General features: G+C 66.5%; 24 protein-coding genes and 1 tRNA gene. 14 read left to right on the plus strand and 11 right to left on the minus strand.

Features of this window, described 5'->3' with window-relative positions:
* Window position 1 precedes the first annotated feature (1 nt).
* From LAN61_06525 to LAN61_06565, 9 genes are all read right to left on the minus strand, one after another.
* The gene (locus tag LAN61_06525) at window positions 2-1,291 is read right to left on the minus strand and encodes a competence/damage-inducible protein A (protein ID MBZ5540161.1); all 1,290 of its coding nucleotides are present in this window, start codon (window positions 1,289-1,291) and stop codon (window positions 2-4) included.
* Complete coding sequence (locus tag LAN61_06530; protein MBZ5540162.1) at window positions 1,288-2,343, minus strand: gluconolaconase; 1,056 nt, start codon at window positions 2,341-2,343, stop codon at window positions 1,288-1,290. Before LAN61_06530 ends, LAN61_06525 begins: the two co-directional genes overlap by 4 nt.
* An 8-nt stretch (window positions 2,344-2,351) precedes the next feature.
* Complete coding sequence (locus LAN61_06535; protein MBZ5540163.1) at window positions 2,352-2,966, minus strand: phosphatidylglycerophosphatase A; 615 nt, start codon at window positions 2,964-2,966, stop codon at window positions 2,352-2,354.
* On the minus strand, window positions 2,950-3,141 hold the full coding sequence (locus tag LAN61_06540; protein ID MBZ5540164.1) for a DNA gyrase inhibitor YacG: 192 nt from the start codon (window positions 3,139-3,141) through the stop codon (window positions 2,950-2,952). The genes LAN61_06535 and LAN61_06540 overlap by 17 nt, the downstream gene beginning before the upstream one ends.
* Window positions 3,142-3,325: 184 nt before the next feature.
* The gene (gene rimO / locus LAN61_06545) at window positions 3,326-4,792 is read right to left on the minus strand and encodes a 30S ribosomal protein S12 methylthiotransferase RimO (GenBank protein ID MBZ5540165.1); all 1,467 of its coding nucleotides are present in this window, start codon (window positions 4,790-4,792) and stop codon (window positions 3,326-3,328) included.
* Window positions 4,793-4,932: 140 nt separating this feature from the next.
* The gene (locus LAN61_06550; protein MBZ5540166.1) at window positions 4,933-7,170 is read right to left on the minus strand and encodes a DUF3488 and transglutaminase-like domain-containing protein; all 2,238 of its coding nucleotides are present in this window, start codon (window positions 7,168-7,170) and stop codon (window positions 4,933-4,935) included.
* A gap of 123 nt (window positions 7,171-7,293) precedes the next feature.
* Window positions 7,294-8,367 (minus strand): A/G-specific adenine glycosylase, encoded by a 1,074-nt coding sequence (gene mutY / locus LAN61_06555; GenBank protein ID MBZ5540167.1) that lies wholly within the window; start codon window positions 8,365-8,367, stop codon window positions 7,294-7,296.
* A 117-nt stretch (window positions 8,368-8,484) separates the two neighbouring features.
* Window positions 8,485-9,804 carry a DUF58 domain-containing protein gene (locus tag LAN61_06560; GenBank protein MBZ5540168.1) on the minus strand — a complete coding sequence of 440 codons (1,320 nt, stop codon included), beginning with the start codon at window positions 9,802-9,804 and terminating at the stop codon, window positions 8,485-8,487.
* A complete protein-coding gene (locus LAN61_06565; protein MBZ5540169.1) occupies window positions 9,801-10,766 on the minus strand; it encodes a MoxR family ATPase in 966 nt (321 codons plus the stop codon). The genes LAN61_06560 and LAN61_06565 overlap by 4 nt, the downstream gene beginning before the upstream one ends.
* 45 nt (window positions 10,767-10,811) lie before the next feature.
* Between LAN61_06565 and LAN61_06570 the strand changes: the two genes are divergently transcribed.
* Together LAN61_06570 and LAN61_06575 are read left to right on the plus strand one after the other, a co-directional pair.
* Window positions 10,812-10,888: transfer RNA gene (locus LAN61_06570), tRNA-Val, on the plus strand.
* 41 nt (window positions 10,889-10,929) lie between these two features.
* On the plus strand, window positions 10,930-11,403 hold the full coding sequence (locus LAN61_06575; GenBank protein ID MBZ5540170.1) for a DUF4149 domain-containing protein: 474 nt from the start codon (window positions 10,930-10,932) through the stop codon (window positions 11,401-11,403).
* Here the strand turns inward: LAN61_06575 and LAN61_06580 are convergent.
* Window positions 11,373-12,113 carry a DNA-3-methyladenine glycosylase 2 family protein gene (locus tag LAN61_06580; GenBank protein MBZ5540171.1) on the minus strand — a complete coding sequence of 247 codons (741 nt, stop codon included), beginning with the start codon at window positions 12,111-12,113 and terminating at the stop codon, window positions 11,373-11,375. The genes LAN61_06575 and LAN61_06580 overlap by 31 nt on opposite strands.
* A gap of 122 nt (window positions 12,114-12,235) precedes the next feature.
* Between LAN61_06580 and ychF the strand changes: the two genes are divergently transcribed.
* From ychF to LAN61_06610, 6 genes are all read left to right on the plus strand, one after another.
* Window positions 12,236-13,312: a redox-regulated ATPase YchF gene (gene ychF, locus LAN61_06585; GenBank protein MBZ5540172.1), complete on the plus strand. Its 1,077-nt coding sequence runs from the start codon at window positions 12,236-12,238 to the stop codon at window positions 13,310-13,312.
* Between the two features lie 6 nt (window positions 13,313-13,318).
* Complete coding sequence (locus tag LAN61_06590; GenBank protein MBZ5540173.1) at window positions 13,319-14,062, plus strand: ZIP family metal transporter; 744 nt, start codon at window positions 13,319-13,321, stop codon at window positions 14,060-14,062.
* Window positions 14,063-14,134: 72 nt separating this feature from the next.
* Window positions 14,135-14,749, plus strand: a complete 615-nt coding sequence (locus LAN61_06595) for a sigma-70 family RNA polymerase sigma factor (protein ID MBZ5540174.1) — start codon at window positions 14,135-14,137, stop codon at window positions 14,747-14,749.
* A 15-nt stretch (window positions 14,750-14,764) separates the two neighbouring features.
* A complete protein-coding gene (locus tag LAN61_06600; GenBank protein ID MBZ5540175.1) occupies window positions 14,765-15,229 on the plus strand; it encodes a zf-HC2 domain-containing protein in 465 nt (154 codons plus the stop codon).
* 28 nt (window positions 15,230-15,257) lie between these two features.
* Window positions 15,258-16,043, plus strand: coding sequence for a DUF3106 domain-containing protein (locus LAN61_06605; GenBank protein ID MBZ5540176.1), 786 nt, complete (start codon window positions 15,258-15,260; stop codon window positions 16,041-16,043).
* Between the two features lie 172 nt (window positions 16,044-16,215).
* The gene (locus LAN61_06610; protein MBZ5540177.1) at window positions 16,216-17,445 is read left to right on the plus strand and encodes an MFS transporter; all 1,230 of its coding nucleotides are present in this window, start codon (window positions 16,216-16,218) and stop codon (window positions 17,443-17,445) included.
* 213 nt (window positions 17,446-17,658) lie between these two features.
* Here LAN61_06610 and pqqB read toward each other — a convergent pair whose 3' ends face one another.
* Window positions 17,659-18,591, minus strand: coding sequence for a pyrroloquinoline quinone biosynthesis protein PqqB (gene pqqB / locus LAN61_06615; GenBank protein ID MBZ5540178.1), 933 nt, complete (start codon window positions 18,589-18,591; stop codon window positions 17,659-17,661).
* A 535-nt stretch (window positions 18,592-19,126) separates the two neighbouring features.
* Between pqqB and LAN61_06620 the strand changes: the two genes are divergently transcribed.
* The 6 genes from LAN61_06620 to LAN61_06645 all read left to right on the plus strand — a co-directional run bounded on the left by LAN61_06620 (window position 19,127) and on the right by LAN61_06645 (window position 26,276).
* Window positions 19,127-19,567 carry a division/cell wall cluster transcriptional repressor MraZ gene (locus tag LAN61_06620; GenBank protein ID MBZ5540179.1) on the plus strand — a complete coding sequence of 147 codons (441 nt, stop codon included), beginning with the start codon at window positions 19,127-19,129 and terminating at the stop codon, window positions 19,565-19,567.
* 27 nt (window positions 19,568-19,594) lie between these two features.
* A complete protein-coding gene (gene rsmH / locus LAN61_06625; protein MBZ5540180.1) occupies window positions 19,595-20,470 on the plus strand; it encodes a 16S rRNA (cytosine(1402)-N(4))-methyltransferase RsmH in 876 nt (291 codons plus the stop codon).
* A gap of 26 nt (window positions 20,471-20,496) precedes the next feature.
* Window positions 20,497-20,886, plus strand: a complete 390-nt coding sequence (locus tag LAN61_06630) for a cell division protein FtsL (protein ID MBZ5540181.1) — start codon at window positions 20,497-20,499, stop codon at window positions 20,884-20,886.
* 143 nt (window positions 20,887-21,029) lie between these two features.
* Window positions 21,030-23,141 carry a transpeptidase family protein gene (locus LAN61_06635; GenBank protein MBZ5540182.1) on the plus strand — a complete coding sequence of 704 codons (2,112 nt, stop codon included), beginning with the start codon at window positions 21,030-21,032 and terminating at the stop codon, window positions 23,139-23,141.
* Window positions 23,142-23,230: 89 nt separating this feature from the next.
* On the plus strand, window positions 23,231-24,709 hold the full coding sequence (locus tag LAN61_06640) for a UDP-N-acetylmuramoyl-L-alanyl-D-glutamate--2,6-diaminopimelate ligase (GenBank protein MBZ5540183.1): 1,479 nt from the start codon (window positions 23,231-23,233) through the stop codon (window positions 24,707-24,709).
* A 163-nt stretch (window positions 24,710-24,872) separates the two neighbouring features.
* Entirely contained in the window at window positions 24,873-26,276 is a 1,404-nt protein-coding gene (locus tag LAN61_06645) for a UDP-N-acetylmuramoyl-tripeptide--D-alanyl-D-alanine ligase (protein MBZ5540184.1), read from the plus strand.

Raw genomic sequence — 26,276 nt, forward strand, 5'->3', positions numbered from 1 at the left:
GTCAGCCTCGCCCGGGCTCTTTGCCCGTGGCCTTCAAGGATCCTTTCGCGGAGCCGCTGTAGAGGAAATGCACGCGCACCATGTCCAGCGCGATCTGGGAAGCCTGCCAGCGGATGCCTTCGCGGTCGCCGGGGAAGAGCAGGGAGCGCTCCTTGACGCCGGCGGCGCTGGCCAGCCCGATGTGCACCGTGCCCACGGGCTTTTCTTCCGAGCCGCCGCCGGGCCCGGCGATGCCGGTGATGCCCAGGCCGAGCGTGCTGCCCACGCTGCGGCGGATGCCTTCGGCCAGGGCGATGGCCACCTCGGAGCTGACCGCGCCCTTGGTCTGGATCGTTTCCGCAGGGACATTCACCCACGCGGTTTTCAGTTCGTTGCTGTAGCAAACCACGCCGCCGAGAAAATAGGCCGAGCTGCCCGCGAGGCTGGTCAGCCGCTGGGCCACCAGGCCGCCGGTGCAGCTTTCCGCCGCGGCGATGGTGGCGTTGTTCATCATGAGCAGCTGCGCCACGACCTCCTCGAGCGATTCGCCCGTGGTGGTGAAGAGGCGCTCGCCGAGCGCCAGTTGCAGCCCCTCGGTGATTTCGCCGAGCGTCTTTTCGGCGTGCCGGGCGTCGCCGGTCCACAGCCGCAGGTGGATCTGCACTTCGCCCGGCGCGGCCAGCACCGTGGTGTTCACGTCCGTGTAGCGCTTGTAGATGGGGGCGATGAGCTGCTCGACGTGCGATTCGCCCATGCCCGCCACGCGCAGCTCGCGGTGGAACATGCGCACGCCGGAGATGCGCCGCAGGAGCCGCGGCACGATCTGTTCCAGGAACATGGGCTTCAGCTCGCGCGGCGGCCCGGGCAGCAGCGCGATCATCCGCCCGGCGTCCTCGAGCCACAGACCCGGCGCGGTGCCTCGCGGATTGTCCAGGGCCTCCGCGCCTTCCGGCACCATGGCCTGGCGCACGTTGACCGGCGGCATCTCCCGGCCGAAGCTGCGGAAGCGCGCTTCGATGGCGCGCACGATGGCCTCGTCGCGGCGCAGCTGGCGCCCGAGCAGGCCGGCCAGCGTTTCGCGCGTCAGGTCGTCTTCGGTGGGGCCCAGCCCGCCTGAGGTGATCACCAGCTCGACGCGCTGCAAGGCGCCGCGAAAAGCGTCGGCGAGCAGCTGGCGGTCGTCGCCCACAATCGTCTTGCGCACCACCTCGATGCCCAGTTTGTTCAGCTCCTCGGTGAGGAAGAGCGAGTTGGTGTCCACGCGGTCCGGGGTGAGCATCTCCGAACCCACGGCGATGATTTCCGCTTTCATGCTTGCGCCGATCCAGGAAGCGGCAGGCCGAAGACGTCCCAGTCCAAGGTGTAGAGTTCGCCGGTGGTGGCGATGATGGCGCGGCCACCCGGCTGCAACGCCAGGCCGACCACGCCCGGGCCGCTCAACACCAGTTCGGGCTGGCCCTGCGGGGTGAGGCGCACGATGCCGCGGCGGCCGCCGTGCGACGCGGCCACGTAGAGATTCAAGTCGCGATCGAAGGCCAGCCCCTGCGGGCGGCCCAGCCCGCGATAAAACGTGTGCACCTCGCCGCCGCGGGTGATGCGGTAGACGCGGTCGAAGCTGGAGGTGGTCGGCCCGGTGACGTAGAGCTCGCCGGAAGGGTGAAACGCCAGGTGATAGGCGGAGATGGAAGGCTCCAGCGTGGCGAAGACGAAGATCTCGCGCTCCGGGCTGATCTTGAAGATGGTGCCGCTGCGGTCGCCGACGTAGAGATTTCCGGCGTGGTCGAAGGCCAGCCCAGTGGCGATGCCCATGCCCTCGATCCACTGTTCGGCGCGCCCGTCCGGCGTGATGCGGTGCACCGTGCCGTCGTGGCGGCAGGTGACGAAGAGATCTCCGGCGCGGTCCAGCGCCAGCCCCGTGGGATTGATCAGCGAAGTGAGGAACGGCTTGATGCTGTAGTTGGCGGTGATCTTGTAGAGCGAGACCGGCACGCGCTGCCCGCGCGGCCCGCTGAAGGTCACGTAGATGTTGCCCTCGGGGTCCACCGCGGGGTTGGCCACGGGGTGCAGATTGTCCGCCACCTGCACGCCGATGGCGAGGGGATGCGGCCGGCTCTCCGCGGCGCCCGTGGAGACGCGCACCGTGCCGCCGCTGGCTCCCTCCGGCACGCGCGCGATCAGGCGCTTTTCCGCAGCCAGGAGCAGCCCGCCCTCGGCCTCGCCGAAACGCACCAGGGGCCGCGCGTGGCTGCGCGTGGAAAAGCCGCTGCCCAGGATGGAGATTTCGCCGCCGGGAATGGCGGCCGCGGGCGTGACGCGCTCGATCCGCGGAATGCCGTTCTTTGCCGCCGTGTCTCCGAATTTCATGGTTGGTTTCAGATCAGGCCCAGGTGCAGCACCAGGCGCAATACCAGCGCGGCGTACACGGCCGCCATCCAGTCATCGGCCATGATACCCCAGCCGCCGGGAAGTTTTTCCAGTTGCCGCGCCGGAAACGGCTTCCAGATGTCGAACACGCGAAAAAGTATAAAACCCAGCAAGAGGGTTTTCCAGTGCAGGAGCGCGAAGGGCCCGCCGCCGAGAAGTAGCGCGAGATGCTGGCCGGAAACTTCATCAATCACCACGGACTGCGGATCCTCAATTCCCGCATACTTCGCAACTCGCGCCGCGCTCCACACGCCGATCCCTGCAACAAGGAGCAGCACAAGTGATGGAAGAAAGACAAATGGGAGTGCGGAGGACGGTTGATTTCGAAAACCGGGGATCACGCCGGAATCCAGAAGAGAAGACAATCGCCATCCCAGGTGCAGCACGCATACTGTTAGCGCTACACCAACGATCGAGCCAAACGTGCCGGGGGCTTTGGGAGCGTAACCGACGCCTAGGCCTGTTGCGAGGGCGAGGGCCAGGCGCGGTTTCTTGCGCGGTGCGGCTTCCGGCACTTCAGAGGGCGGCGCGTCCGTGGCCGGGGTGTCAGTGTTCGGATTCATTCGGTTTGGGTTTCTCTTCGAGATCCTCTTCGTCGAAAACCGGTTCGGAGACGACGTATTTTTCGCTGGCCCAGTGACCGAGATCGATCTCCCGGCAGCGTTCGCTGCAGAAGGGGAAGTCGGCGTCCTTGTCGGAGTCCGTGGGTTTCTTGCAGATGGGGCACCGGTGTTTCATGTCTCAGGTGTTGTAGCCGCCCTCTTCAGAGGGCGGGGTCTGCTCCTCGGTTTCGATCGAAAAGGCCCGCGGTCTTAAGACCGCGGCTACAGCTCTGCGCTAAAGTTCCGAACCCCAGAGGCGCAGAAAAATTCCGCATCGCCCGTCTGTGACGAACTCTCTTCGACTGACACTATAACGCGATTTAGCCGAGAACGCGGAGGGGTGCGCCGGTGGAGATGCGGTGCAGCTTCTCGGCGGGCGGAGGAGGCGGCGTTGCGCTGACGGCCTGGGCGGCGCGGGCTGCGGGGCGGGGCAGAATCTCCAGGACGCGGGCGATCAGGTCGTAAGCGTCGGTCTTGGTGATCTCCACGCGCACAGCGTCGCCGGCCTCGGCGGCTGCGCCGCGCACTTCGATGTCCGTGAGGTAGAGTTTGCCGTCAATGTCCGGGGCCATGCCTTCGAGGCGCGCTTCCCAGACCAGCGGATTGTCCGCGGAAGGGCCCTCGACCAGGGCGGTGTGCGTCTGGCCCTTGAAGGCGCGCAGTTTCTTGCGGGAAATCTGCTTCTGGAGGGCCATCAACTGGCCGCGGCGGCCGGCCATCGTCGCGGCGTCCACTTTACCGCCGAGCGCGGCGCTCGCCGCGGTCTCCACGTCGGAATATTCGAACACGCCCATCCAGTCGAACTCCGCAGCGCGCACGAAAGCGCACAGTTCGTCGAAATCAGCGGAGGTCTCGCCGGGGAAGCCGACGATGAACGAGGTGCGCAAGGCCACGCCGGGAATCGTCGCGCGAATGCGTTCCAGCAGCTTGAGGAAGGCTTCGCCGTTGGACCCGCGCTTCATGCGCGCCAGCAGGTTGCGGCTGGCGTGCTGCAGCGGCATGTCCATGTACTTGGCGAGGCGCGGCTGCGCCGCGAGCGTGTCCAGCAGCTTCTGGGTCACGCGGTTGGGATAGGCGTAGAGGAAGCGCACCCAGAGCAGACCGGCTTCGCCGCCCACCTGCGCCAGCTTTTCGAGCAATTGCGCCAGGCCGTCGCGCAGGCCGAGGTCTTCGCCGTAAGAAGTCGTATCCTGCCCGATCAGGGTGATCTCCCGCGCGCCGCCCGCCGCGAGGTTTTCCGCCTCGCGCACCACCGATTCGAAGCGCCGGCTGCGGAACTTCCCGCGCAGCTGCGGAATGATGCAGAAGGTGCAGGGATGATCGCAGCCCTCGGCGATCTTGATGTAGGCGGCGTGGCGCGGCGTGGTGACGACGCGCGGCGTCAGATCGTGGTAGAGAAACGCGGGCGCCGCCGCGGGCAGCACGCGCAGGTCGCCGCGCACCGCTTCCAGGATGCGCTCCACTTCGCCCGTGCCCACCACCGCGTCCACTTCCGGAATCTGCTCCAGAATCTGCTGGCGGAAGCGCTCCACCAGGCACCCGGCGACGATCAGCTTCCTGGCCGCGCCGAACTTCTTGTGCTCGGCCATTTCCAGGATGGTGTCCACCGATTCCTTCTGCGCCGCCTCGATGAAGCTGCAGGTGTTCACCACCAGCACATCGGCCTCGTCCGCGCGCGGCGTCAGCTCGTATCCGCCGTGCGTGAGGATGCCCATCATGACCTCGCTGTCCACGAGGTTCTTGGGGCAGCCCAGGCTCACGAATCCGACTTTGGGTGTCTTGGCCATCAGCAGGAATTTGCGCTTCCACGCAATTCCCTAGTGTAACACGCAGCGCGGAGGGGATTTTGCAGCGGCGGCGGCATTTAACCCGAGCGGGCCGGGGGGCCGTCCGGGGGCGAGATAAACTCGCCGCTGCACTCGGAAAGTTATCGTGCGCGCAGCGCGGCGCGAATTTCCGCCAGCAGCGCGCGCAACCGCAGCGCATCGCAGGGCACGCCGCCATAGCGGGCCCGCGCATAGATCTGCGTGAACTCGCTCACCGCGGGAGCGATTCCCGGGGCCTCGATGGCCGCCGCGAATTCGTACGGCGTTTGCGCTTCGCTGTGCTTCCAGCCGCGCCGCGAGAGCACGCGCAGAAACTCCTGGTAGAGCAGGGAAGCGAGCTGCGGGTCACGCCGCGCCCCGCCCGGAGCGCGCACCCGCCATTCGAGGCGCATCCGCCGCGCGAGGCGCCGCAAGCCGCCGAAGTTCAACAGCAGCAGGAGAAGTACCAGGGCGACAGGAAGCACAGCGCGCAGCGTTCCGTGGCTTTTCTGCCAGGACTTGAGGCGCTCTTTCCCGCGCTCCTGCAGTTCGTCGAAGAAGTTCCGCGCTCGCTCGTTCCAGGAGCGCGAGCCGCGCTGCACCGTCTGTGCGAGCGTAATCTGGTGCGCGAAATCGTAGTTGATGACCCATTCATTCCAGGAGAGCTGGAACCAGTCCCAATACGCGGCCATCCGCCCGAGCAGGTTCTTTTCGGCTTCCGCCGCCCCGGGGGTGGGATCGAAGGTGAGCCAGCCGTAGTTGGGGAAGTACACCTCGACCCAGCTGTGCGCGTCGCTGGCGCGCACGATGTAGTCCTTGCCGACGTCGTTGTACTCGCCGGGGAGAAAGCCGTTCACCAGGCGCGCGGGGATGCCCAGTGTGCGCAGGAGCACGGTCATGGCCGAGGCGAAGTATTCGCAATGCCCGGCGCGGGTCACGAACAGGAAGTGCGCCAGGGCGTCGTCGCCGGGACGGCCCGTAAGGTTCAGCGAATAGGCGTAATTGCTCTGCAGGTAGGCTTCGATGGCCGCGGCTTTGTCGAAAGGCGTTGCCGCGCGCGCGGTGATCTGCCGCGCCAGTGCGGCGATGCGCGGATCGAGCACGGGGAGCTGCAGGTAGGTCTCGCGGAGCCCTGGGGGATATTTCGCGGAGGCGGAACGCAGCAGAGCCGGGGCCACCCGGGGCAGCAGGGAATATCCCTCGTAGCGCGTGGGCGTGTAGTTGTGGAAAGGATTGAAGAACGAAGAGGTGGGATCCATCAGCAAGTAGGCGCGCCGGCTTGCGGTAATTCCCATGTCAGCGGAAAAAGTTCCCCGCAGCGAGAGGACGTAGGAGGGCGCGAACACCGCGTCGGTCGCCACCGGCTCGAGCAGCACCGTATAGTGCAGCGACATGGAATGCGCGCGCAGGCCGGCCGGAAACGCCGGCGGGCGAATCCAGCCGTCGCCATCCACGGACAGCGCTTCCCGCGTCCGCTCCGGCGTGAACCAGCGCTTGCCGTCGAAATCCGTGAGCGCGATGCCGCGCCAGCGCAGACGCACACTGCGCGGAAGCTGGCCGGCCTTCACGCGCATGACCACCGTGGAGTCTTTCTTGATCTCGCCGATCTGTCCCAGCTCGACATCCTCGCTGAAGCCGGACATCAGCGCGGGCTGCAGGCCCATTTTTCCGAAATATCCGGCGCTGAAGCGCGGAAAGAAGAAGAAGAACAGCGAGCCGAGAAGGATCGCGCCCAGCGTCACGCTCAACGCGGCGATGCCCAGGGCGCGGTGGAAGCGCTTCTCCAGCCCCGGCCGGGCGGCCAGCGACAGTGACACCGCGCCCTGGGCGCCGCGGCGCATCTCGTAGCCGAGAAACGTGGCCACGGCAAAAAGCAGATACAGGAAAAAGAGCCCCAGGAAATAGGTGTCGATGGTGAGCACCGCAGCTGCCAGCACCGTGCCGAACGATAGCAGCGCCAGGAAGAGCGCGTCCCGGTCGTTGGCCGCGCTGTACAGGCGCACAAAGAACACGTACAGCAGGAGATGCACGGCGGCGAGCAGAGCGGCGTACAGGCCGGGATTGGGCGCGCCCGCCGCATAGTTCCGTGAAAAGATCAGGTAGTCCGCGGGGAAGACCGCGAAGTAGGCGATGACCAGCCAGGTCGCCAGCCGGTGGCTGAACTCCGGCCCGTGCCTCCGCCAGCCGCGAATTCCCTTGTAGAGCACGGCCAGCGGCGCGAAGACCGCCGTCGGCGGGTCGAGTTTGCCCGTCGCGGCCAGCGTGCTCACGGCCGTAAGAATCAGGCAGAAGAGCGCGGTGCGGAAGAACCGCTCGGCGGGCGGTGCCGCTGCGGGAAAGGCTGTAGCGGTGCTCGACATGGCGCAGATTTCATCCTAGCACCGCGCCGCTGCGCGTGGCCGTGGCAGCGCGAATCTGCCAACGTCTGCCGGGCGGAATAATTCTTCGTGCAGGGAAAGCGCGTGCGAAGGAGCCGGAAACTTCTATTCCGGCCGGACTGGGGCTGCGGCCCGCGCGATCTTGCGCGTGAGGTTGGAGACGGGAAGCGTGTGCAATTCGCCCAGAAGCAGGGCGCGCGCGCCGCGCGGGCGCGGCAGCTTCTTCACGCGCACCAGAAACGGCGCAATCGTGATCTCGCGGTGGGTGACGGCCTGGCGCACGGGTTTTGCCGCGGCAATCTGCGCGCCGGCCGCCGCGGCCAGACCGAAACTCTTCCCGAGATGAGTGCGCAGAGCGCTCCGCGCGTTTTTTCCAGCGCGCACCGCCGGGAAATGCCACATCCGTGAGAAGAGCGGCGAGAGTTCCCCGGGTGTCCCGGGCGCGGCGGCGCGGCGCGGCGGAGGGAGCAGCAGGGTGCGTCCCTGCGGGTCGAGGAAGACCGCGGCCGCGAGATGCACCTGCACCGGCGCGCGCTTGCGGCGCTTTTCCGGAATGGTCTCCGCAAGGCCCCGGCGGCGCGCGCGGCACCAGCGCGCCACCGGGCACGCCGCGCAGTCCGGCGCGCGCGGCGTGCAGAGCGTCGCGCCCAGCTCCATCATCGCCTGGTTCCAGTCGCCGGGATGATTGCGCTCCAGCAGGCGGTCCGCGGAAGCTTGCAGGCCTTGCCAGCGGCGCGGCGCGCGCAGGTCCCCGCGCAGCGCTTCCAGCCGCGCCAGCACCCGGGCCACGTTGCCGTCGAGCACGGCGTGCGGCGCGCCATAGGCGATGCTCAGAATCGCCGCGGCCGTATAGCGCCCGATTCCGGGCAACGCCAGCGCGGCTTGGTAGTCGCGCGGAAATACGCCGGCGTGGCGGGCCACGATCTCCCGCGCCGCGCGCTGGAGGTTGCGCGCCCGGCTGTAATAGCCGAGCCCCGACCAGTGCCGCAGAATCTCCTCTTCGGGAGCCTCGGCCAGCGCGCGCACATCCTGAAAGCGCGCCACGAAGCGCTCGTAGTAGGGAATCACCGCGGCCACGCGCGTCTGCTGCAGCATGATCTCCGAAAGCCAGATGCGGCCGGGATCCTGGGTGCGGCGCCAGGGCAGGTCGCGCTGCCGGCGCGCGAACCACGCCAGCAGCTGCCGCCGGAATTTTCCGAGTTCTTTCCCTGCGAGAGGCACGCGCCATTTTCGCACACCCGGCGCGCGTTTCCTCTCTGCGTACCGCCGTTCTTCACTGAGTTTGTGCGAGGCCCACTACAGTTCGGGCAGGAAGATGAAGTACGCGGAATTCCACAGATCTTCGGGGATCGTGCCGGGCGACTGGCTGGTCAGCACGATCTTGGCAAGCTCGGGATCGCCGCTGAGCGATTGCAGCAGCTGCGCTCCGCCCTCCTGGCGCAGCGGCTCGCTGAGGGCGAGCAGGCGCAGCACGTCGGAGATAATCTCCGCGGCGGGAGCCAGGGGCGTTTCCGCGCCGAGGGTGCGGAAGCGCAGCAGGGCGTTGGTTTCGTAGAAGTGCCAGGCGATGCTGGCGCAGAGGGCCACGGCGCGCTCGAACATCTCCGCGGCGTCCGGCAACTCCGCGGGCAGCGCCGGGTCGAAGACCAGCAGCACGCGGCGGTCGTCTTCGCGGTTGAACTCGCGCACCAGCAGGGTGCCGGTGCGCGCCGAAGCCTTCCAGTGCACGTGCCGGGCGCTGTCCGTGGGCAGGTAGTCGCGCAGGGCGTGCAGGTCCTGGCCGCGGCCCTTCTTCAGGCTTTCGATCGAGCCCTGCAGCGCGGGCAGCACCGCGCGAAAATCCGCCGTGGCTTCCACCGACGGATAAACCAGCGCTTCCGTGCGCAGGTCCACGGGGCGCGCCTTCTGCAGAAACCCGAAGGGGAAGCGCGTGACGATCTTGAAGGCCTCCTGGCGATACACTCCGCGCCGCGGAAACAGCAGGGGCACCCACTGCTGCACCCGCCCCTGCCGCGGCACGTACGGGAAATAGACCGGGGTCTCCAGCACCGCCGCGCGCGCCGCTCCCTTCGCTGCCACGCCCTCCAGGCGCAACGAGAACGACGGCAGCGTCAGCTTCTCGTTCTGCAGCTCGACGCTGGCACGCACCGGCGCGCCCGCGAAAATCTCCTCCGGCAGCTCCAGGCGAATGGCCACGCCCGAAAGCGTGATGGTGGAGAGAATGCCGGACATGAGAATGGCGGCGATCAGGCTGGCCAGAATCAGAAAGAGCAGGTTATTGCCGGTATTCATCGCCGCCAGGGCCACGGCAAACACTCCGCCGATGTAGATCCAGCCCTCGCGGGTCAGCTTGTACTCCATTTTGTAGGCGACCCAGCGCAGCGGCGTGCGCCGCGCCAGCACCGGCACCAGCGTCACCGCCACCCAGCCCGCCAGCACCAGCGAGGAGAGCGCGGAAATTCCGGCCAGGGCGACGTGGCCCATCTCCGCAGCGGCGCCGGAATAGAGAGCGAGAAGCAAGGCCACGGTCAGCGCGGCCATGGCCAGGAAAAACGCGCGGACGCCCGGGCTGTCCATTCTTACCCAGAGCTTCGCCAGCGTGGCCGTGCGGTTCACAGGGGTACGCGTGCAGATTCGACGATTTCGCGGAGAAACGCCTCGACCCAGTCGGTCTTCTTGGCCCCGGCGGCGGGCCCGGCGCTCTTGATGTTGGCGATCACGCGGTGGGCGAGCACCGGCACGAAGAGCTGCTTGAAATCGTCGGGCAGGCAGAAGTCGCGCCCGTCCAGATACGCGCGGGCCTGCGCCGCGCGCTGCAGCATCAGCGTCCCGCGCGGGCTCACCCCCAGCGCCAGTTCCGGCGCCTGCCGCGTCCGCGTGACGATGGCCATGGCGTAATCCAGCAGGCTGTTCTCCACGCGCACGCGCGAGACCGCCTCCTGCATCGCCAGCACGTCCTGTGCGGTGGCCAGGGGCTCCAGATCCTTCAGCGGATCGTCGCTCGTCTGGCTGGAGCGCTTGCGCAGAATCTCTTTCTCGGTCTCCACGGAGGGGTAGCCCATGCGGATGCGCATCAGGAAGCGGTCCAGCTGCGATTCCGGCAGCGGGTAGGTGCCGTGGTGCTCCACCGGGTTCTGCGTGGCCACCACCAGGAAAGGCAGCGGCAGCGGGTGCGTCCGCCCGTCCACGGTCACCTGGGCCTCGTTCATGGCCTCCAGCAGCGCCGATTGCGTGCGCGGCGTGGTGCGGTTGATCTCGTCGGCCAGGATGACGTTGGCGAAGATCGGCCCGGGGCGGAATTCGAATTCGCGGTTTTCGGGGTTGTAGACGCTCACGCCCAGCACGTCGCTCGGCAGCAGGTCGGAGGTGAACTGGATGCGCTGGAAGGTGCAGTGGAAGGAGCGCGCCAGGGCCTGCGCCAGCGTCGTCTTGCCCACGCCCGGCACGTCTTCGATCAGCAGGTGCCCGCGGGCCAGCAAGGCCACCAGCGCCAGCTGAATGGCCTCTTCTTTCCCGTAGATGGCGCGGGAAAGGCTGCGCTGCAATTGCGAGACGATCTGGGCGGCGGCGATGGGCATCGGTTGAATCTCGCTCTGCTTCGTGTTAAAAATAATTAGTACCGTGGGCGACTAGCTCAGTTGGTTAGAGCGCTCCCCTCACACGGGAGAGGTCAAAGGTTCAAGTCCTTTGTCGCCCACCATCTCTTAAACGCCTGTACCCGATTCTAGCGGAATTTTCCCCATGTCAACGGTCCTCCGTAGCCTCGAGTTTCTATCCCTGAGCCTGTGGCTCGGCGGCGACATTTTCCTCAGCTTTGTCGTCGCGCCCGGGGCGTTTGCGGTGCTGCCGGGGCGCGATCTCGCCGGCTCGATGGTCGGCTACGCCCTGGGCCGCCTGCACATTCTCGGCATCGTCTGCGGCATAGTCTTCTTCGCCGCGCGGCTGGCCCGCACGCGCTCCTTCGCCAACTTCGCCGCGCCCGTGGCCCTGGCCGTGGTGCTCATGCTCGCGCTCACTGTGGCCTCGCAGTACGGCGTCACCTCGCGCCTTGCCCGCTTGCGCTCGGAGATGGGCTCCGTGCAGAACACTGCCGCCGATAATCCCCTGCGCCGCGAATTCGACCGTCTGCACCGCCTCTCCGTCCAGCTCGAATCCGGCGTCCTCCTCGGCGGCCTCGCCGCCCTCTACCTGCTCACCCGCGAAGCCGTTCGCTGACGCCGGCTGGCCTTCCTTCTCTTGTTCTTCTTTTTCGCCGGGGCGCGCCCGATCTTGCGGGCTTTGCGGCTGTCCCGCTGCACCGCGCGCCACATGTACCAGCTCGCGACCGTGCGATACGGCCGCCAGCGCTCGCCGAACGCCAGCAGCTCCTTCGGCTTGGGTATGTAACGTTTGCCGTAGGTCAGCGCGTAGCCCTTCTGTACGCCCAAATCGTGAATCGGCAGCACGTCCGGCCGGCCCAGCCGGAAGATCAGGAACATCTCCACGGTCCACGCGCCCACCCCGCGCACGGAGATCAGCCGCGCGACCAGCTCCTCGTCCGAAAGCGCCTCCGCCTCGGCGCGAGAAGGAACCACGCCCGAGAGCGTCTTCCGCGCGAGGTCCTTCATGGCCCGCACCTTGGCCCCCGAGAGCCCCGCCTTGCGCAGCGCCCGCGTGGGCAGCTTCAGCATCTCTACCGGTGACGGCGCGCTCCTGCCCGCGCCCAGAGCCTTCACGCGGTTGAAGATCGTCTCCGCGGCCTTGCCGGAGATGGACTGATACGTGACAGCTTCGAGCAGCGCCGCATAAGGGCTCTCCGTCCCGTCGGTTTCCGTCCGGAACTCCTCGGTACTCTGCATCAGCCGCGCCAGCCGCTGGTCCTTGGCGGCCAGTCTGTCCATGGCCAGGCGCAGGTCAAAAGGCGGCAATCGTCTTTCGGTCGTCACGTGCTCTCTCCCGCCGGCGATGCGCAAGAGAATACCAAGCCCTGCGAACCACCGCCCCAGGAATCTTGCCGCGAGTCACCAGTCACTGCTCCATGCTCCACGTGTGCTAAAATTTCACGCTTATGCAAACAGGCATTATTGGACTACCCCAGGTCGGCAAGACCACGCTCTTCCGCATCCTCACCAAGGCGCACGTCGAAGGCAAAGCCGGCGCCCAGGCGACCCACGTGGGCGTGGCCAAGGTGCCGGAGCCGCGCCTGCTCGAGCTGGCCAAGCTCTATAACCCCAAGAAGATCACTTATGCCACGGTGCAGTACGTGGACGTCGGCGGCATGCAGAAGGACCGCGCCAAAGATTCCGGGGTGCTCGCGCCGCTGCGCGACGTGGACACCATCGCCCACGTTCTCCGCGTCTTCGACGATCCCTCCGTGCCGCATTCCGCCGGGAGCATTGACCCGCTGCGCGACGCCACCAACCTCGAGCTGGAGCTGATCCTCGCCGACCACGACCAGATCATCCGCCGCCTGGAGCGCCTGGACAAAGACCTCAAGAAGAAGCGCGACCCGGTCCTGGAGGGTGAGAAGGCAGTGCTCGAGCGCTGCAAGGCGCACCTCGAATCGGAAAAGCCCCTGCGCGAGCTGGAGATCACTCCGGAAGAGAAGAAGTTCATCAGCGGCTTCCTCTTCCTCTCCCAGCGCCCCATGCTCTTTGTGCTGAATCTCGGCGACGAAGAAGCCGCCGAGCTCTCCACCGCCGTCGAGCGCCACAAGCTCGGCGCGCTGCAGGGCCGGCCGAACACCGCGGTCGTGGCCATCTGCGGCCGCCTGGAAGCCGAGCTCGCCGAAATGGACGAGAAGGAAGCGGCCGAGCTGCTGGCCTCCTACGGCTTGAAAGAACCGGGCCTCAACCGCTTGATCCGCGCCACCTACGACTTGATGGGCCTGATCTCCTTCTTCACCGCCGGCGAGCCGGAAGTCCGCGCCTGGACCATCCGCAAGGGCTCCACGGCGTCCAAAGCCGCGGGCGAGATTCACAGCGACATCGAAAAAGGCTTCATCCGCGCGGAAGTCGTGCGCTGGAACGACCTGCTGGAGGCCGGCAGCCTCGCCGCCGCCCGCGAAAAGGCCAAGGTCCGCCTCGAAGGGCGCGATTACATCGTGCAGGAAGGCGACGTCATTCTCTTCCGCCACAGCGGCTGACGCGGCATGCTGCACTCCGAAACAGTCCGCATTGCGCTGGCCGCCGGCCTCGGCCTGGTGGCCGCCGGCGGCAATATCCTCGGCGGCTATTTCGTGGTGCGGCGGGACTGGCCGCGCCAGTTTCTCCACTATTTTCTGGCCCTCGGCGCCGGCTACATGCTGGCCGTGGCCTTCCTGGAGATCATTCCCGAGGCGGTGCACCTGGGCGGAGAGAACGCGCTGCTATTTGTCCTCGCCGGCTACTTCCTGGTGCACCTGTTCGAACACATCCTTGCGCCGCATTTTCACTTCGGCGAAGAAACGCACGCCGAGGAGATCCGCCACCACCATGCCAGCACGACGGCGCTGCTGGGTCTGGTGATCCACACGTTTTTCGACGGCGTGGCCATCGCCGCGGGCTTTCTCGTCTCCACCTGGCTGGGCGTGGTCATCTTCGTCGCCGTCTTCCTGCACAAACTCCCCGAAGGCTTTACCGTGGCCTCCGTGGTCCTGGCCAGCGGGCAAGGCCGGCGGCAGGCCCTTTATGCAGCGGGGTTTCTGGGAGCCGCGACGCTCGCCGGAGTCCTGCTCACCACCCTGCTGCAGGCGCAACTCCAGTACGCTCTGCCACTTTCCGGCGGCGTGACGGTTTATGTAGCGGCCACCGACCTGCTCCCCGAGGTCAACCGCGAGCCCGGCTGGCGTACCGCCCTGCTGGTCTTTCTGGGCGTCGCCAGCCTGCTGGCGCTGAAGCATTTAGCGCATTTCTAAGCGCACCCCTGTTTCCTCTGGCGCACACTTCTTCGGCTGCAACTTTCTGTCTCTGAACGGGTTGTATAGACTATGGAGGTCATGGCCAGAACCGACGTCCAGTTGATGCAGGACGTAAAGTCGGGCGACGAGCAGTCCTTCGCCCTGCTCCTGCACCGCTATCGGAGTCCGCTGGTCAACTTCCTTCACCGGATGGTGCGCAATCGCGAGCAGGCCGAGGACCTCGCGCAGGAAGTTTTCATCCGCGTTTACCGCGCGCGCGAAGACTACGAACCCAGCGCGAAGTTCACCACCTGGCTTTTCCGCATCGCCACCAATCTGGCGCTGAATTCCATCCGCGACAATCACCACCGGCAGATGGAAATATCCATCGATCAGCCGCTGGCGGCGGATGCCGAGGACGGCGATGAGCGCCGCCTGGACGTGGCCGACGGCCACCTGGACATCGAGCAGCATTTGGTCGAGCAGGCCCGGCAGGCCATGATCCGCCGCGCCATCGCCAAGCTGCCGGAAAAGCAGCGCGCGGCCGTGCTCCTGCACAAGTATCAGGAGCTGGACTACCGCGAAATCGCCCGGATTCTGGAATGCTCGGAAAGCGCGCTGAAATCGCTGCTCTTCCGGGCCTATGAAACGCTGCGCATCGAGCTGGCTCCCCTGGTGGGCCAGCCGCCAAAGCAGCAGGGATAAGAAGGGAAGAAGGTCATGAACTGTGCGCGAATGGAAAGCCGGATCCTGCCGTACCTCGACGGCCGCCTGAAGGAAGGCGAGCGGGCCGAGGCGGAGAAGCACCTCACGGCGTGCGCCGTCTGCCGTCTGCGCGTCAACGAATTCCGCTCCCTCTCCGGGCTGCTCGACGAGCTGCCGAAGATCGAGCCGTCCGCGGGTTTCGATCTGCGGATGCAGGCGCGCATCGCCGCCGAGCCCCCGCGCCAGAGCTGGTGGGCCTGGCTCGCCCCTTCGCCGCGCGTGGCCTTTGCCGCTTCACTGCTTCTGCTGGCTACCGTCTGGGTCGCCTCGCGGCCCGCCGAGCAGGGACTCAACATGGCCGCGCCCGACACCGAAGTGCGCATGATGAAGGACCTGCCGGTGCTGGAAGATTACGACGTGCTCGCCAACTTCGAGCCGCTCCCGGATCTTCCGCCACCCGTGGATGCGGAGAACCAGTAAGAGGAGATTTTCCCGGTAAGAGTGGAACATGCACCGCACCGCACAATTCGCTCGCTGGCTTCTGGTCCCCCTCGCCGCGCTGGCGCTTCCGCTGGCCGCCGTGGCGGCGCAGAACCAGTCCGACCGCCCGGATAAGCGCGAACAGAACCGCGAACGGCCTCGCGAACAGCGCCACGAACAACGGCAGCAGCAGTCCCGGGCAGAGCGTCAGCAGGAACGGCAGCGGCAGCGCCCGCCCGCCGGTAATGCGCAGCGCTCCCTGCCCGGCCGCGCAGCGCCTCCTTCGCGCGCGCCGGGACTCCAGCCGCCCTCGGCGTCCGGACGGCAGTTTGCTCCGAGTGAGCGGCCCGCCGAAGCGCCGCGCGCGGGCACACAGCCTCCCTGGGTGGACCGCCTGCGCAACATGTCGCCACAGGAGCGCGAGCGCGTTCTCGAGAACCAGGGCAAATTCCGCTCTCTGCCTCCGGACCGCCAGGAGCACATTCGCCGCGACTTCCAGCGCTGGGACCGCCTGACGCCCCTGCAGCGCGACGAACTGCGCGACCGCGAGCGGGTCTGGCGCCAGATGACGCCCGAGCAGCGCGAGCACATCCGCGCCGACGTCCTGCCACGCTGGGAGCAGATGCCCTTTGAACGCCGCCAGGCCATCCAGCGGCGCCTGCGCGTCCTCCGTGAGATGCCGGAATCGGCGCGCAACCAGCACCTCCGCGATCCCAATTTCACCCGCGGCATGAGCCGGGAGGACCAGGCTCTGCTCGACGACCTCAGCCACCTCCACGTCGGCGGCGCCCCCGAACTTCCCGCCGAGCATTAGCCGCGACAGCCGCAGAGGCACGGCACGCCATGCCCCGGACAGCAGCCGGGGCCGTACCCACCTGTTTTGACGAACGCGCTCTGCGCTGCCGCGTTGACAACAGCCCTCCCGCGGCGTCATCGTGACTGTTGCAGTTCCGTTGCATCCAATCGGGGGGAGGAACAACCCGCACGTGTCCGCGCGCTTCCGCGCTCTGCAGCACCGTAATTTCCAACTCTTCTTCGCCGGTCAGCTTACTTCGCTCATCGGCACGTGGATGCAGTCCACCGCGCAGCTCTGGCTCGTCTATAAGCTGACCGGCTCGGCGGCCCTGCTCGGTCTGTTCGCTTTCGCCAACCAGATCCCCATCCTGCTGCTGGCCGCCGTGGGCGGCTATGTCGCCGACCACTTCAACCGCCACCGCGGCGTCATCTGGACGCAAACGGCCTCCATGTGCCTGGCCCTGCTGCTCGCCGCGCTCACCCTGTCGCACCACGTCCGGGTGTGGCATCTCATCGTCATCGCCTTCCTCGTTGGCATCGTCAACGCCTTTGACGTGCCCATCCGCCAGGCCTTCATCATCCAGATGGTTGGCAGGCCCGACCTGCCCAACGCCATCGCCCTGAACTCCTCGATCTTCAACGGAGCACGCGTCGTGGGCCCGGCCCTCGCCGGTCTGGCCATCGCCTGGGTCGGCGAAGGCTGGTGTTTTTTCTTCAACGCCTTGAGTTTCCTCGCCGTCATCGCCGCGCTGCTGGCCATGCGCCTCGCGCCGGTTGCGCCCAAGCCCGAAGGCGGCTCGCCGCTGCAGAATTTCATCGAGGGCTTCCGCTTCGTCATGGGCGATGTGCCCATCCGTTCGGCGCTGCTGCTGCTCAGCCTGCTCAGCCTGCTCGGCCTGCAGTATTCCGTCTTTATGCCCATCTTCGCCACCGACATCCTGCATGGCGGCCCGCGCGGCCTGGGCTTCCTGATGAGCGCGGCGGGCGTCGGCGCGGTGATCGGAGCGCTGCACTTCGCCGCGCGGACCGCCTACAAGGGCCTGGCGCGTTTTATCGCCGTGACCTCTTCCATCTGCGCCGCCGGTCTCATCGTCTTCTCCCAGTCGCAGCTCTTTCTGCTCTCGGCGGGCGTGCTCGCCGTGGTCGGCTTCGCCGCCACCGCGCAGATGGCCGCCACCAACACCATCGTGCAGAACCGCGTCTCGGACGAACTGCGCGGCCGGGTCATGGCCGTTTACGCCGCGATGTTCATGGGCGTGCAGCCCATCGGCGCGCTGTTTGCCGGCATCATCGCGCGGCACATCGGCGCGCCGCTCACGCTCACCATCTTCGGCTCGGTGTGCCTTGCCGGCACGCTCCTCTTCGTCTTCCGCGTGCTTTTGCGCATCGAGCCGTCCCCGCCACTCCCCGCCCCTTCGTAGCCAGCTGCGGAGAGCGACGTCTATTTCAGTCATTCCGAGGGAAGTCCCGATGTTCTTCATCAGGAGTGAGTCGAGGAATCTTTCCGCAATCGAAGAGAGATTCCGCGCTGCGCTTGGAATGGCGGATGCAGATGTGCGGTTCGGCGAACTCTCGAGCGGGATGGGGCGGTAAAGCCAGTCAGCGCCTAGGCCGGCAGTTGCCCGCACCAGTTGTCACAGTTCCAGCTCCATCCCATCGAAAGCGATCGCCCGCCCCGCCGCCAGCAACTCCCGGTGTTCCGCGCTCTCCTCATCGAGAATGGGGTTGGTGTTGTTCAGATGGATGAGCACGCAGCGCGTCTGATGAGCGGACTGCAATTGCCCGAGAAGGCCGCTTGCGCCAGAGAGCGGCAAGTGCCCCAGCTGCCGGGCCGTCTTGCCGCTGCTTTGTATTTTGATGAGTTCGTCGTCCGTCCAGAAGGTCCCGTCAAGCAATGCCAGATGGCTCTCGCTGATGCGTCGTTTCCAATCTTCGCCGCGGCCCGGCAGGCTGGGAGCATAGAAAAACCTCTTCTCGCCTTGCACCAGCTGCAGGCCGATCACGGCTTCTTCTTCCGGCAAGCTGCTCCGCAGATGGTCGCTCACATAGTCCGGAAAACTCCCGTTCAGCGGCACGGCCTTGCAGAAAAGATTCATTTTTGCTCCGGCCGGGCCCTGCGCGACGAGGGAAATCAGCCGGTCCAGAGGAAGAACTTCCCAGCGCGACGGAGGGTTGGAGCGCGCTAAGGTGCGGAAAAGGCTGTTGTCCTCGGTCAGTATGCGCCGCACCGATAAGGTCGAATAGATCCGCAGCGGCTGGAATTCCCGCAGATGGAGCAGGCCCAGTACGCACTCCACGTCCGCACTCGTAAGCAGGATCGCGGAGATGGGGGTGCTGCGCGGCGCGCCCTTCGGAGCAAATTCAGAGTGCGCGGCGAGCTGTTGCCGCAAGTCGGGAGAAGCGTTCAGGAGGAACCAGGAAGAACCGTCGGGCGAAACCGCGAGCTGCGCCTGGGTGCGCGCGCGCCCGCGCAGGGTGCCATCGCGCAGGCGGCTGCAATTGCGGCAGGCGCAATTCCACTGGGGAAATCCGCCCCCGGCGGCGGAGCCGAGGACCTTGACGCGCATACAGGCTTACAGTTCCGCACCGGCGGAAGAGTTAATTTCGCAGTTCAGGTCCATCTCTTCGTGCTGTGGCGTGACCCGTTCCATTGGTGCACCCCCCTGCGAGCGGTCATCTCGCCGCGCCCGCTCAGATGGCGCGACCCGCGCAGTATAACGTTGCCCTCGCTGCCGCAAGAGGTTTTTTCCACGGCCCATTCTGCCCGCGCCAGGTTTCCGCCGCGTGAGCCTGGTCTGGCTCCCACCGGCGCATGCTGTGACTCGCACCGGGAGCAGCAAGGCCACCACCAATCCTCGTCGCTCCGGACCCCCGGAGCGCAATCCCTAGGGGCTATTTTTCCGCGCTGCGCAGGGTGTTCCACTTTCTGCTTCGGCCTGCGAAATATTTTTATCAATATTGAGAATTCCCCTTGACAAGCCCGGAATCCAGTCTATTATGTGGCACAAAGTGGAAGGAAGTGGTGAGCAGTAGAGAAGAGTAGAGGACATTAGAGGGTCGTGGTGATTCGCCATAATCGCTGCCACACTTTGAGCCAAACACATGAAACTGCGGGGGAACTGTCCGGCGAAGGTCGACGAGAAGGGTCGGTTGAAGATACCCGCCGTGTTTCTCGACGCGCTCAAGGAGTACGGGAACCAGTTCTACATCACCAGCACCACGGGGGAATCGGCGCGGATCTATCCGATGAAAGTCTGGTCTGAGATCGAGGACAAGCTGGCTAAAGTCTCCTCGCAGAACCGGGCCAAGAGGAAGTTTCTGATGCGCACCAGCTATTTCGGACAGACGGTCGAAGTGGACGGGCAGGGCCGGGTGCTGGTGCCCGCGGTGCTGCGCGAGGCCGCGCGGATGAAGGGCGAAGTGGACGTCTTCGGCAACCTCGACTATCTCGAGGTCATGAACCATAGCCGAGTGATGGAAGACCTGAAAAATTCGCCGTACACCGATGACGACGACAAGGCATTGGAAGACCTGGGGATTTGAGGCTGCCAAAGCCAGGGCAGGGAGAATTTGACAGCGCCGCACACGCCGGTGCTCTTGCAGGAGGTGCTCGAATGGCTGCGAATCAGGCCCGACGGAACGTATCTGGACGCCACCCTGGGCGCCGGCGGCCATGCGGAAGCCATCGCGCGGCACTTGACCTCCGGGCGGTTGATCGGCCTGGACCGGGACGCACGGGCTATCGAGCTGGCGCGGGAGCGCCTGAAGAGCTTTGGGGCGACAGTGACGCTGGTGCAGTCGCCGTTTTCGAGGATTGCGACGGTCGTGCAGGAGCTGGAGCTGCCGCCGTTGGACGGCGTGCTGGCCGATCTGGGAGTTTCCAGCATGCAGCTTGACCGCGCCGAGCGCGGCTTTTCGTTTCGCGAAGCGGGTCCGCTGGACATGCGCATGGACGACCGCGACGCCGAGACCGCAGACGAGATTGTGAATCGCTGGCCGGAGCAGGAACTGGCCGATTTGCTCTATCGGGAAGCCGAAGAGCACGATTCCAGAAGGATCGCCAGGGCCATTGTCCGCGCGCGTCCCATCCGGGACACCGCGCACCTGGCAACGGTTGTAGCAGGGGCCCGGAAGCAATGGGGAAGGCAGAGACTGCATCCCGCGACAAAAACATTTCTGGCGCTGCGGATAGCGGTGAATCGAGAGGTGGAGGAACTCGGGCAGTTTCTTCTCCGGACCCCTGCTACTTTGAATTCCGGCGGACGCTGGGTAGTGCTCAGCTACCACTCGCGGGAAGACTGCCTGGTGAAACAGGCTTTTCGGGAAGGCCAGCGCCAGGGGGTGCTGCGCAACCTGACCAAGCATGTGATTCCCCCGAGGGCCGCGGAAATCGCCGCCAATCCCCGGTCGCGCAGCGCGAAGCTCCGCTGCGCCGAGAAAATATGAGTTTCCTTGGGAAGAAGCGGGCCGCCATGACTGAATTTCACACCATCAAGCGCATCGACAACTCGCGGCTGGTCCGCGCCATGCAGCCCGCGCGAACCCGCGATCTGGCGCGCACCGTGGCCCTGTGGTGCGCGGTCGCCGCTTTCTTCCTGTGCTACGGCTACCAGCGCTTTAATTGCATCGAGCTCAGTTTCCAGCTGGAGGACTTGAAAGCCCGGCAGACGCAGGCTTCGGCCACCAACACGGAACTCAAGCTGGAAGTTGCCGGTCTGCGCAATCCCAGCCGCATCGATCTGATCGCGCGCCGCCAGCTCGGCTTGACCGAGCCTCTGCCGAACCAGATGGAGGCTGGCAGCGGCCCCAGCGACGCGGAAGTGGCCGCCGTGCAGGAAGCGCGGCCCGGCCGCGCGCAATAGCCGCGGAACAGTTTCAGAACCGCCGGGGCGGACGCCAGCACGGCCCGCGAGCCAACCGGGGGTTGACCGCTTTGCGGTCACCCAGAATAAGGATGCAAGCGGCGGTGCGCAGGGCAGAAAAACACCGGCCGGCCTGAAACGACATGTCAGCGCCCCGTTCCCACGTCCGTTTGCTGCTCGTCGCCGGCGTGGTGCTGCTCTGGACGCTGGCGGTGACCGGCCGCCTCGCCTACCTGCAGCTTTTCCGTTACAGCGACTATCTGGGCCGGGCGCAGCGCCAGCAGCAGCGCATCGTTGAAGTCACCCCGCGCCGCGGCTCCATCTACGACCGCAACCTGCATCCCCTGGCCATGAGCGTCCCGGTGGATTCCGCCTTTGCCGTGCCCGCGGAGATCCGCGACACGCCGCTCGCTGCGCGCCTGCTCTCCAGCGTCCTGCACATCCCCCGCGACGTTCTCGAAGCGCGCCTCGATCCCTCGCGCTCCTTCGTGTGGATCGCCCGCAAGCTTCCCCCGGAAAAGGCTCAGGCTCTGGCCGCGCTCAATCTCCGCGGCATCTACTTCCAGAAGGAAAACCAGCGCTTCTATCCCAAGCGCGAGCTGGCCGCGCACGTCCTGGGCTACGTGGACCTGGACGAAAAGGGCATCGGCGGCATTGAATACGCCCTCGACCGCCAGATCCGCGGCAAAGCCGAAAAGATCCTGGTCATGTCCGACGCCCGGCGCCGCTGGTTCGACGCCACGGAAACCACGCGCGATGGCGCCGCCAGCGTGGTCCTGACCCTGGACGAAAAAATTCAGTACATCGCCGAGCGCGAATTGGCCGCAGCCATCGCGCGCACCCACGCCGTGGCCGGCACCGTGGTGGTCCAGAACCCGGCCAACGGCGAGCTGCTGGCCGTCGCCAACTGGCCGCGCTTCAATCCCAACGCCGCCGCCGAGAGCCCCGCCGAAGCCCACATGGACCGCGCCATCAGCGCCCTCTACGAGCCCGGCTCCACCTTCAAGCTCATCACCCTGGCCGCGGCCTTCGACGAGCGCCTCATCCGTCCCGACGACGTCTTCGATTGCCAGAACGGCGCCGTGTACATCGCCGGGCACCGCATCCGCGACCACAAGCCCTTCGGCTTGCTCAGCGTGAAACAGATCCTGGCGGAGTCCAGCGACGTGGGCGCCATCAAGATCGCTCTGCGCCTTGGCGCTCCTAAATTCTATGAATACATCCGCGCCTTCGGATTCGGTGCGCCCACCGGCGTGGACCTGCCCGGCGAGAGCAAAGGGCTGCTGCGGCGTCTGGAGAACTGGACCCCGGTCTCCATCGGCTCCATCTCCATGGGGCAGGAGGTCGGCGTTACCCCTATCCAGCTGGTTACCGCGGTTTCCGCCATCGCCAACGGCGGTCTGCTGTACCAGCCGCGCGTCGTCCAGGAACTCCGCCGCGGCGAGGAAGCGGCGTCCCTGCCCGCCGCGCTGGCTCCGCGAGAGCCGCGGCGCGTCATCCGTCCGGAGACCGCCGCGACGCTGCGCCGGCTGATGGAAGGCGTGATCCTGGATGGTACCGGCAAACTGGCCCGCCTCGACGGCTGGACCGCCGCGGGCAAGACCGGCTCGGCGCAGAAGATCGATCCGGCCACCGGGCGCTACTCCCCGGACAAGCTCATCGCCTCGTTTTCGGGCTTTGCGCCGCTCAACAATCCGGCGGTGACCATACTCGTTTCCCTCGATTCGCCGGTAGGACTGCACGAAGGCGGGCAGGTGGCCGCACCGGTCTTCAAGCGCATCGCCGAACAGGTTCTGGCCTATCTGGATGTGCCGCGCGACGTCCCTGGAAGCCGCCGCCTGCTGCTGGCTTCCTACCGCGGTCCAGCCGGGATCGGCTCCAGGCGCGACGACGGCGACCTCGAAGATTTTGCCGCGGTCGATTTTTCCGCACAGCCCGAAGGGGCCCTGACCGAATCTAATAAAAGGACGGAGTCGGAGCCCCCCAGCGTCACCATTGCGGTGGACCAAGGCGGCGACATTGCCGTGCCCCTGCTGCAGGGCAAAACCATGCGCGACGTCACCAGCGACTGCCTGCGCCTCGGCCTCGACCCCGTGCTCGTGGGTACCGGCGTGGTTACCGAGCAATCGCCGCAGCCCGGCGTCAAAGTCCGGCGCGGCAGCAAGATCATCGTGCGCTTCGGCGCGCCGCAGTTGGCGGCGCAGAATCCGCCGCAGGAGCGGAAGCCCCGCACCGGAACAGGAAAACAGAAATGACCAGCGGAGTGCGCAATGCCCCGGAATGTAAGGATGCACACAGGGAGGAAGCCCCGGAAATTTTTCCGGGCGCAGGGGAAAAACGTAGCATGAACCTCGGCGATCTATTGCAAGGTGTGGAGCGGCTCCCCGCGGCGGTGGCGATGGACGCCGAGATCCGCCAGGTCGTCTGTCACTCCGCGAAAGTGCAGCCCGGCGCGCTCTTCTTCGCCCTGCACGGCGCCAAGGCCGACGGCCACAAGTACGTCGCCGAGGCCATCGCCCGCGGCGCCCTGGCCATTGCCAGCGAGGAGCCGCGTCCGGCGGAACTCCCGGCGCAGATCGCCTGGGTCCAGGTGCGTGAGCCGCGCAAAGCCCTGGCTATCACCGCTGCCAACTTCTTCGGGCATCCCGCGGAGGCCCTGCAACTCGTCGCCGTCACCGGCACCAACGGCAAAACCACCACTACGCATCTCGTGGACGCCATTCTCAAGGCCTCCGGGGCAAAGACCGGCCTCTTCGGCACCATCGAATACCACACCCCGCGCGGCTGCTATCCCGCGCCCAACACTACCCCGGAGTCCGTGGACCTCCAGGGCTTTTTCGCCGAGATCCGCGACGCCGGCGGCAACTACGCCGTGCTGGAAGCCAGCTCCCACGCTCTCTCGATGGACCGCTTGTGGGGCTGCCGCTTCGCCGCCGCCGTCTTTACCAACCTCACCCGCGAGCATCTCGACTATCACAAGACTTTCGAAGACTATTTCGCCGCCAAGCGCCGCCTTTTCGAAGGCACGGGCGCGGGCGCCCCGGGCTGTGCCGTCGTCAATGCCGACGATCCTTACGGCCCGCGCCTCGCCGGCCTCGCTCAGCAAACCCTCACCTACGGCTTGCAGGAGCCCGCGGACATCACCGCGAAGAAGTTCGCCCTCTCCTTCGCCGGCCTCTCCTTCAGCGCGCAGACCCCGGCGGGGAAGATCGCCATCCAGTCTCCGCTGGTGGGCCGCATCAACGTTTACAACATTCTCGCGGCCATCGGCGCGGCGCAGGGTCTGGGCATTTCCAATGAGCTCATTGCCGCGGGCATCGCGCAGCTCGAACACGTTTCCGGCCGCTTCCAGCGCATCGACCTCGGCCAGCCCTTCCTGGTCATCGTGGATTATGCGCACACCGACGACGCGCTGGATAATCTCATCCGCACCGCGCGCGAGCTTAATCCCAAGGGCCGCATCATCCTGCTCTTCGGCTGCGGCGGCGAAAAAGACCGCACCAAGCGCCCGGTCATGGGCGAAGTGGCCGGGCGGCTCAGCGACCTCACCGTGCTCTCCAGCGACAATCCGCGCAGCGAGGATCCGCTGAAGATCATCAGCGACATCGTGGTGGGAATGCAGAAAACCGCGGGAAAGTATCTGATCGAACCGGACCGCGAAAAGGCCATCGGCCTGGCATTCGACGAGGCCCGCGCCGGCGATATCGTCCTGCTGGCCGGCAAAGGCCATGAGAACCGCCAGATTCTGGCGGATCGCACCTTGGAGTTTGACGACCGCGAGATGGCGCGGCGCGCCTTGCGGCAACGCGGGTTTGGCACGTAACGCGCTCTCCCGAATAGGAGGGAGCGCGGGGCGCGCCAGAGGCAGACTTCCGAAAGGAGGAATCCTCAAAACCGGTGAGACCCCACGCACGTGCGGTAAATCTGCGTAAGAGCAGTGCCTTGAGGACTTTATGCGGTGGACGCTTACACAAGTGGCTGGCGCTTTGGCTGTTCCCCCGGGCCCCGGGCTCGCCCCCCTGGCCCGGATGGCCGGCGTCTCGATTGATTCTCGCACGCTTCGAGCCGGCGACCTGTTTATCGCCATCCACGGTCCGCGTCATAACGGACACGAGTTCGTGGCCGCCGCGCTGGAGCGCGGGGCCGTGGCCGCGGTGGTGGCGCGCGCGGAAGCCGGGCGCTTTTCCGAAGCCGTGCTCGCGCGCTGCCTCGTCGTGGAAGACACCTTTCAAGCGCTGCAGCGGCTGGGAAGCGCACAGCGCCAGGCCTGGGGCCGCCGCATCGCCGGCGTCACCGGCTCGGTGGGCAAGACCACCACGAAAGAGATCCTGGCAGCCCTGCTGGGCGCGCGGTTCCGCGTCCTGAAATCCGAGGGCAACCTGAATAACGAATATGGACTGCCGCTGACGCTGTGCCGCCTGGAAGAGACGCACGAAGCCGCGGTGCTGGAAATGGGGATGTCGCGGCGCGGAGAGCTGGCGCGCCTCGCGGCCGTGGCCCGCCCGGATGTGGGCGTGGTCACGCGCGTAACCCCCGCGCATCTCGAATTTTTCGCTTCCCTCGACGAAATCGCCCTGGCCAAGCGCGAGCTGATCGAAGGTCTGAACGGTCCCGATTCCGTGGCCGTGCTCAACGCCGACGATCCGCGCGTGGCGGCCTTTGCCGCGTTTGCCCCCGGGAGCGTGCTCACCTATGGGGTCGAGCAGCCCGCCGCGTTCCGCGTGGAGGCCATCGAGGACCGCGGCGCGCTGGGCTCTGCGTTCGTCTACGTCGCGCCCGCCGGGCGTGCGCGCCTCGAACTGTCCTTGCCCGGACGGCACCTGGTCGCCAACGCCCTGGCGGCGCTGGCCGCGGCCAGTGTTTGGGGCGTGGGCGCGGCCGAGGCGCAGCGCGTCTTCCCGCAACTGCATCCCGCGGCCATGCGCGGGGAGCTGCTGCGCTTTGACGACGACACCGCGGTCATCGACGACAGCTACAATTGCAGCCCGGCCTCGCTGGTAGCGGCTATCGACGTTCTCGCCGCCACCCCGGGCTTCCGCCGCCGCATTCTCGCCGCCGGGGAAATGCTCGAGCTCGGCGCGGCCTCGCCGGAGCTGCACCGCGAAGCGGGCCGCGCAGCCGTGAAAACCGGGAAGGTGGACTGGATCCTCAGCGTGCAAGGCCAGGCCCGGGAAATTGCCGAAAGCGCGGTCTCCGCCGGGCATCCCCGCGCGCAGACGAAGCATTTCGCCTCTTCCGCCGAGGCCGCGGAGTTTCTCGCCGCATTTCTGCAGCCGGGCGACCTGCTGCTGGTAAAGGGCTCGCGCGGAGTGCAGATGGAACGCATCGTCGAGGCGCTGCTCGCCCGCCACACACCCGTGGCCAACGCGCGCCAGGGGGCGCAGCACTGA

Source organism: Terriglobia bacterium (assembly GCA_020072785.1).
Lineage (GTDB): Bacteria > Acidobacteriota > Terriglobia > Acidiferrales > UBA7541 > Acidiferrum.

Coding starts and splice junctions, on each gene's coding strand:
- LAN61_06525 (MBZ5540161.1), bottom strand. CDS start 1,291: ATGAAAGCGGAAATCATCGCCGTGGGTTCGGAGATGCTCACCCCGGAC.
- LAN61_06530 (MBZ5540162.1), bottom strand. CDS start 2,343: ATGAAATTCGGAGACACGGCGGCAAAGAACGGCATTCCGCGGATCGAG.
- LAN61_06535 (MBZ5540163.1), bottom strand. CDS start 2,966: ATGAATCCGAACACTGACACCCCGGCCACGGACGCGCCGCCCTCTGAA.
- LAN61_06540 (MBZ5540164.1), bottom strand. CDS start 3,141: ATGAAACACCGGTGCCCCATCTGCAAGAAACCCACGGACTCCGACAAG.
- rimO (MBZ5540165.1), bottom strand. CDS start 4,792: ATGGCCAAGACACCCAAAGTCGGATTCGTGAGCCTGGGCTGCCCCAAG.
- LAN61_06550 (MBZ5540166.1), bottom strand. CDS start 7,170: ATGTCGAGCACCGCTACAGCCTTTCCCGCAGCGGCACCGCCCGCCGAG.
- LAN61_06565 (MBZ5540169.1), bottom strand. CDS start 10,766: ATGCCCATCGCCGCCGCCCAGATCGTCTCGCAATTGCAGCGCAGCCTT.
- LAN61_06575 (MBZ5540170.1), top strand. CDS start 10,930: ATGTCAACGGTCCTCCGTAGCCTCGAGTTTCTATCCCTGAGCCTGTGG.
- ychF (MBZ5540172.1), top strand. CDS start 12,236: ATGCAAACAGGCATTATTGGACTACCCCAGGTCGGCAAGACCACGCTC.
- LAN61_06590 (MBZ5540173.1), top strand. CDS start 13,319: ATGCTGCACTCCGAAACAGTCCGCATTGCGCTGGCCGCCGGCCTCGGC.
- LAN61_06595 (MBZ5540174.1), top strand. CDS start 14,135: ATGGAGGTCATGGCCAGAACCGACGTCCAGTTGATGCAGGACGTAAAG.
- LAN61_06600 (MBZ5540175.1), top strand. CDS start 14,765: ATGAACTGTGCGCGAATGGAAAGCCGGATCCTGCCGTACCTCGACGGC.
- LAN61_06605 (MBZ5540176.1), top strand. CDS start 15,258: ATGCACCGCACCGCACAATTCGCTCGCTGGCTTCTGGTCCCCCTCGCC.
- pqqB (MBZ5540178.1), bottom strand. CDS start 18,591: ATGCGCGTCAAGGTCCTCGGCTCCGCCGCCGGGGGCGGATTTCCCCAG.
- LAN61_06620 (MBZ5540179.1), top strand. CDS start 19,127: ATGAAACTGCGGGGGAACTGTCCGGCGAAGGTCGACGAGAAGGGTCGG.
- LAN61_06630 (MBZ5540181.1), top strand. CDS start 20,497: ATGACTGAATTTCACACCATCAAGCGCATCGACAACTCGCGGCTGGTC.
- LAN61_06635 (MBZ5540182.1), top strand. CDS start 21,030: ATGTCAGCGCCCCGTTCCCACGTCCGTTTGCTGCTCGTCGCCGGCGTG.
- LAN61_06640 (MBZ5540183.1), top strand. CDS start 23,231: ATGAACCTCGGCGATCTATTGCAAGGTGTGGAGCGGCTCCCCGCGGCG.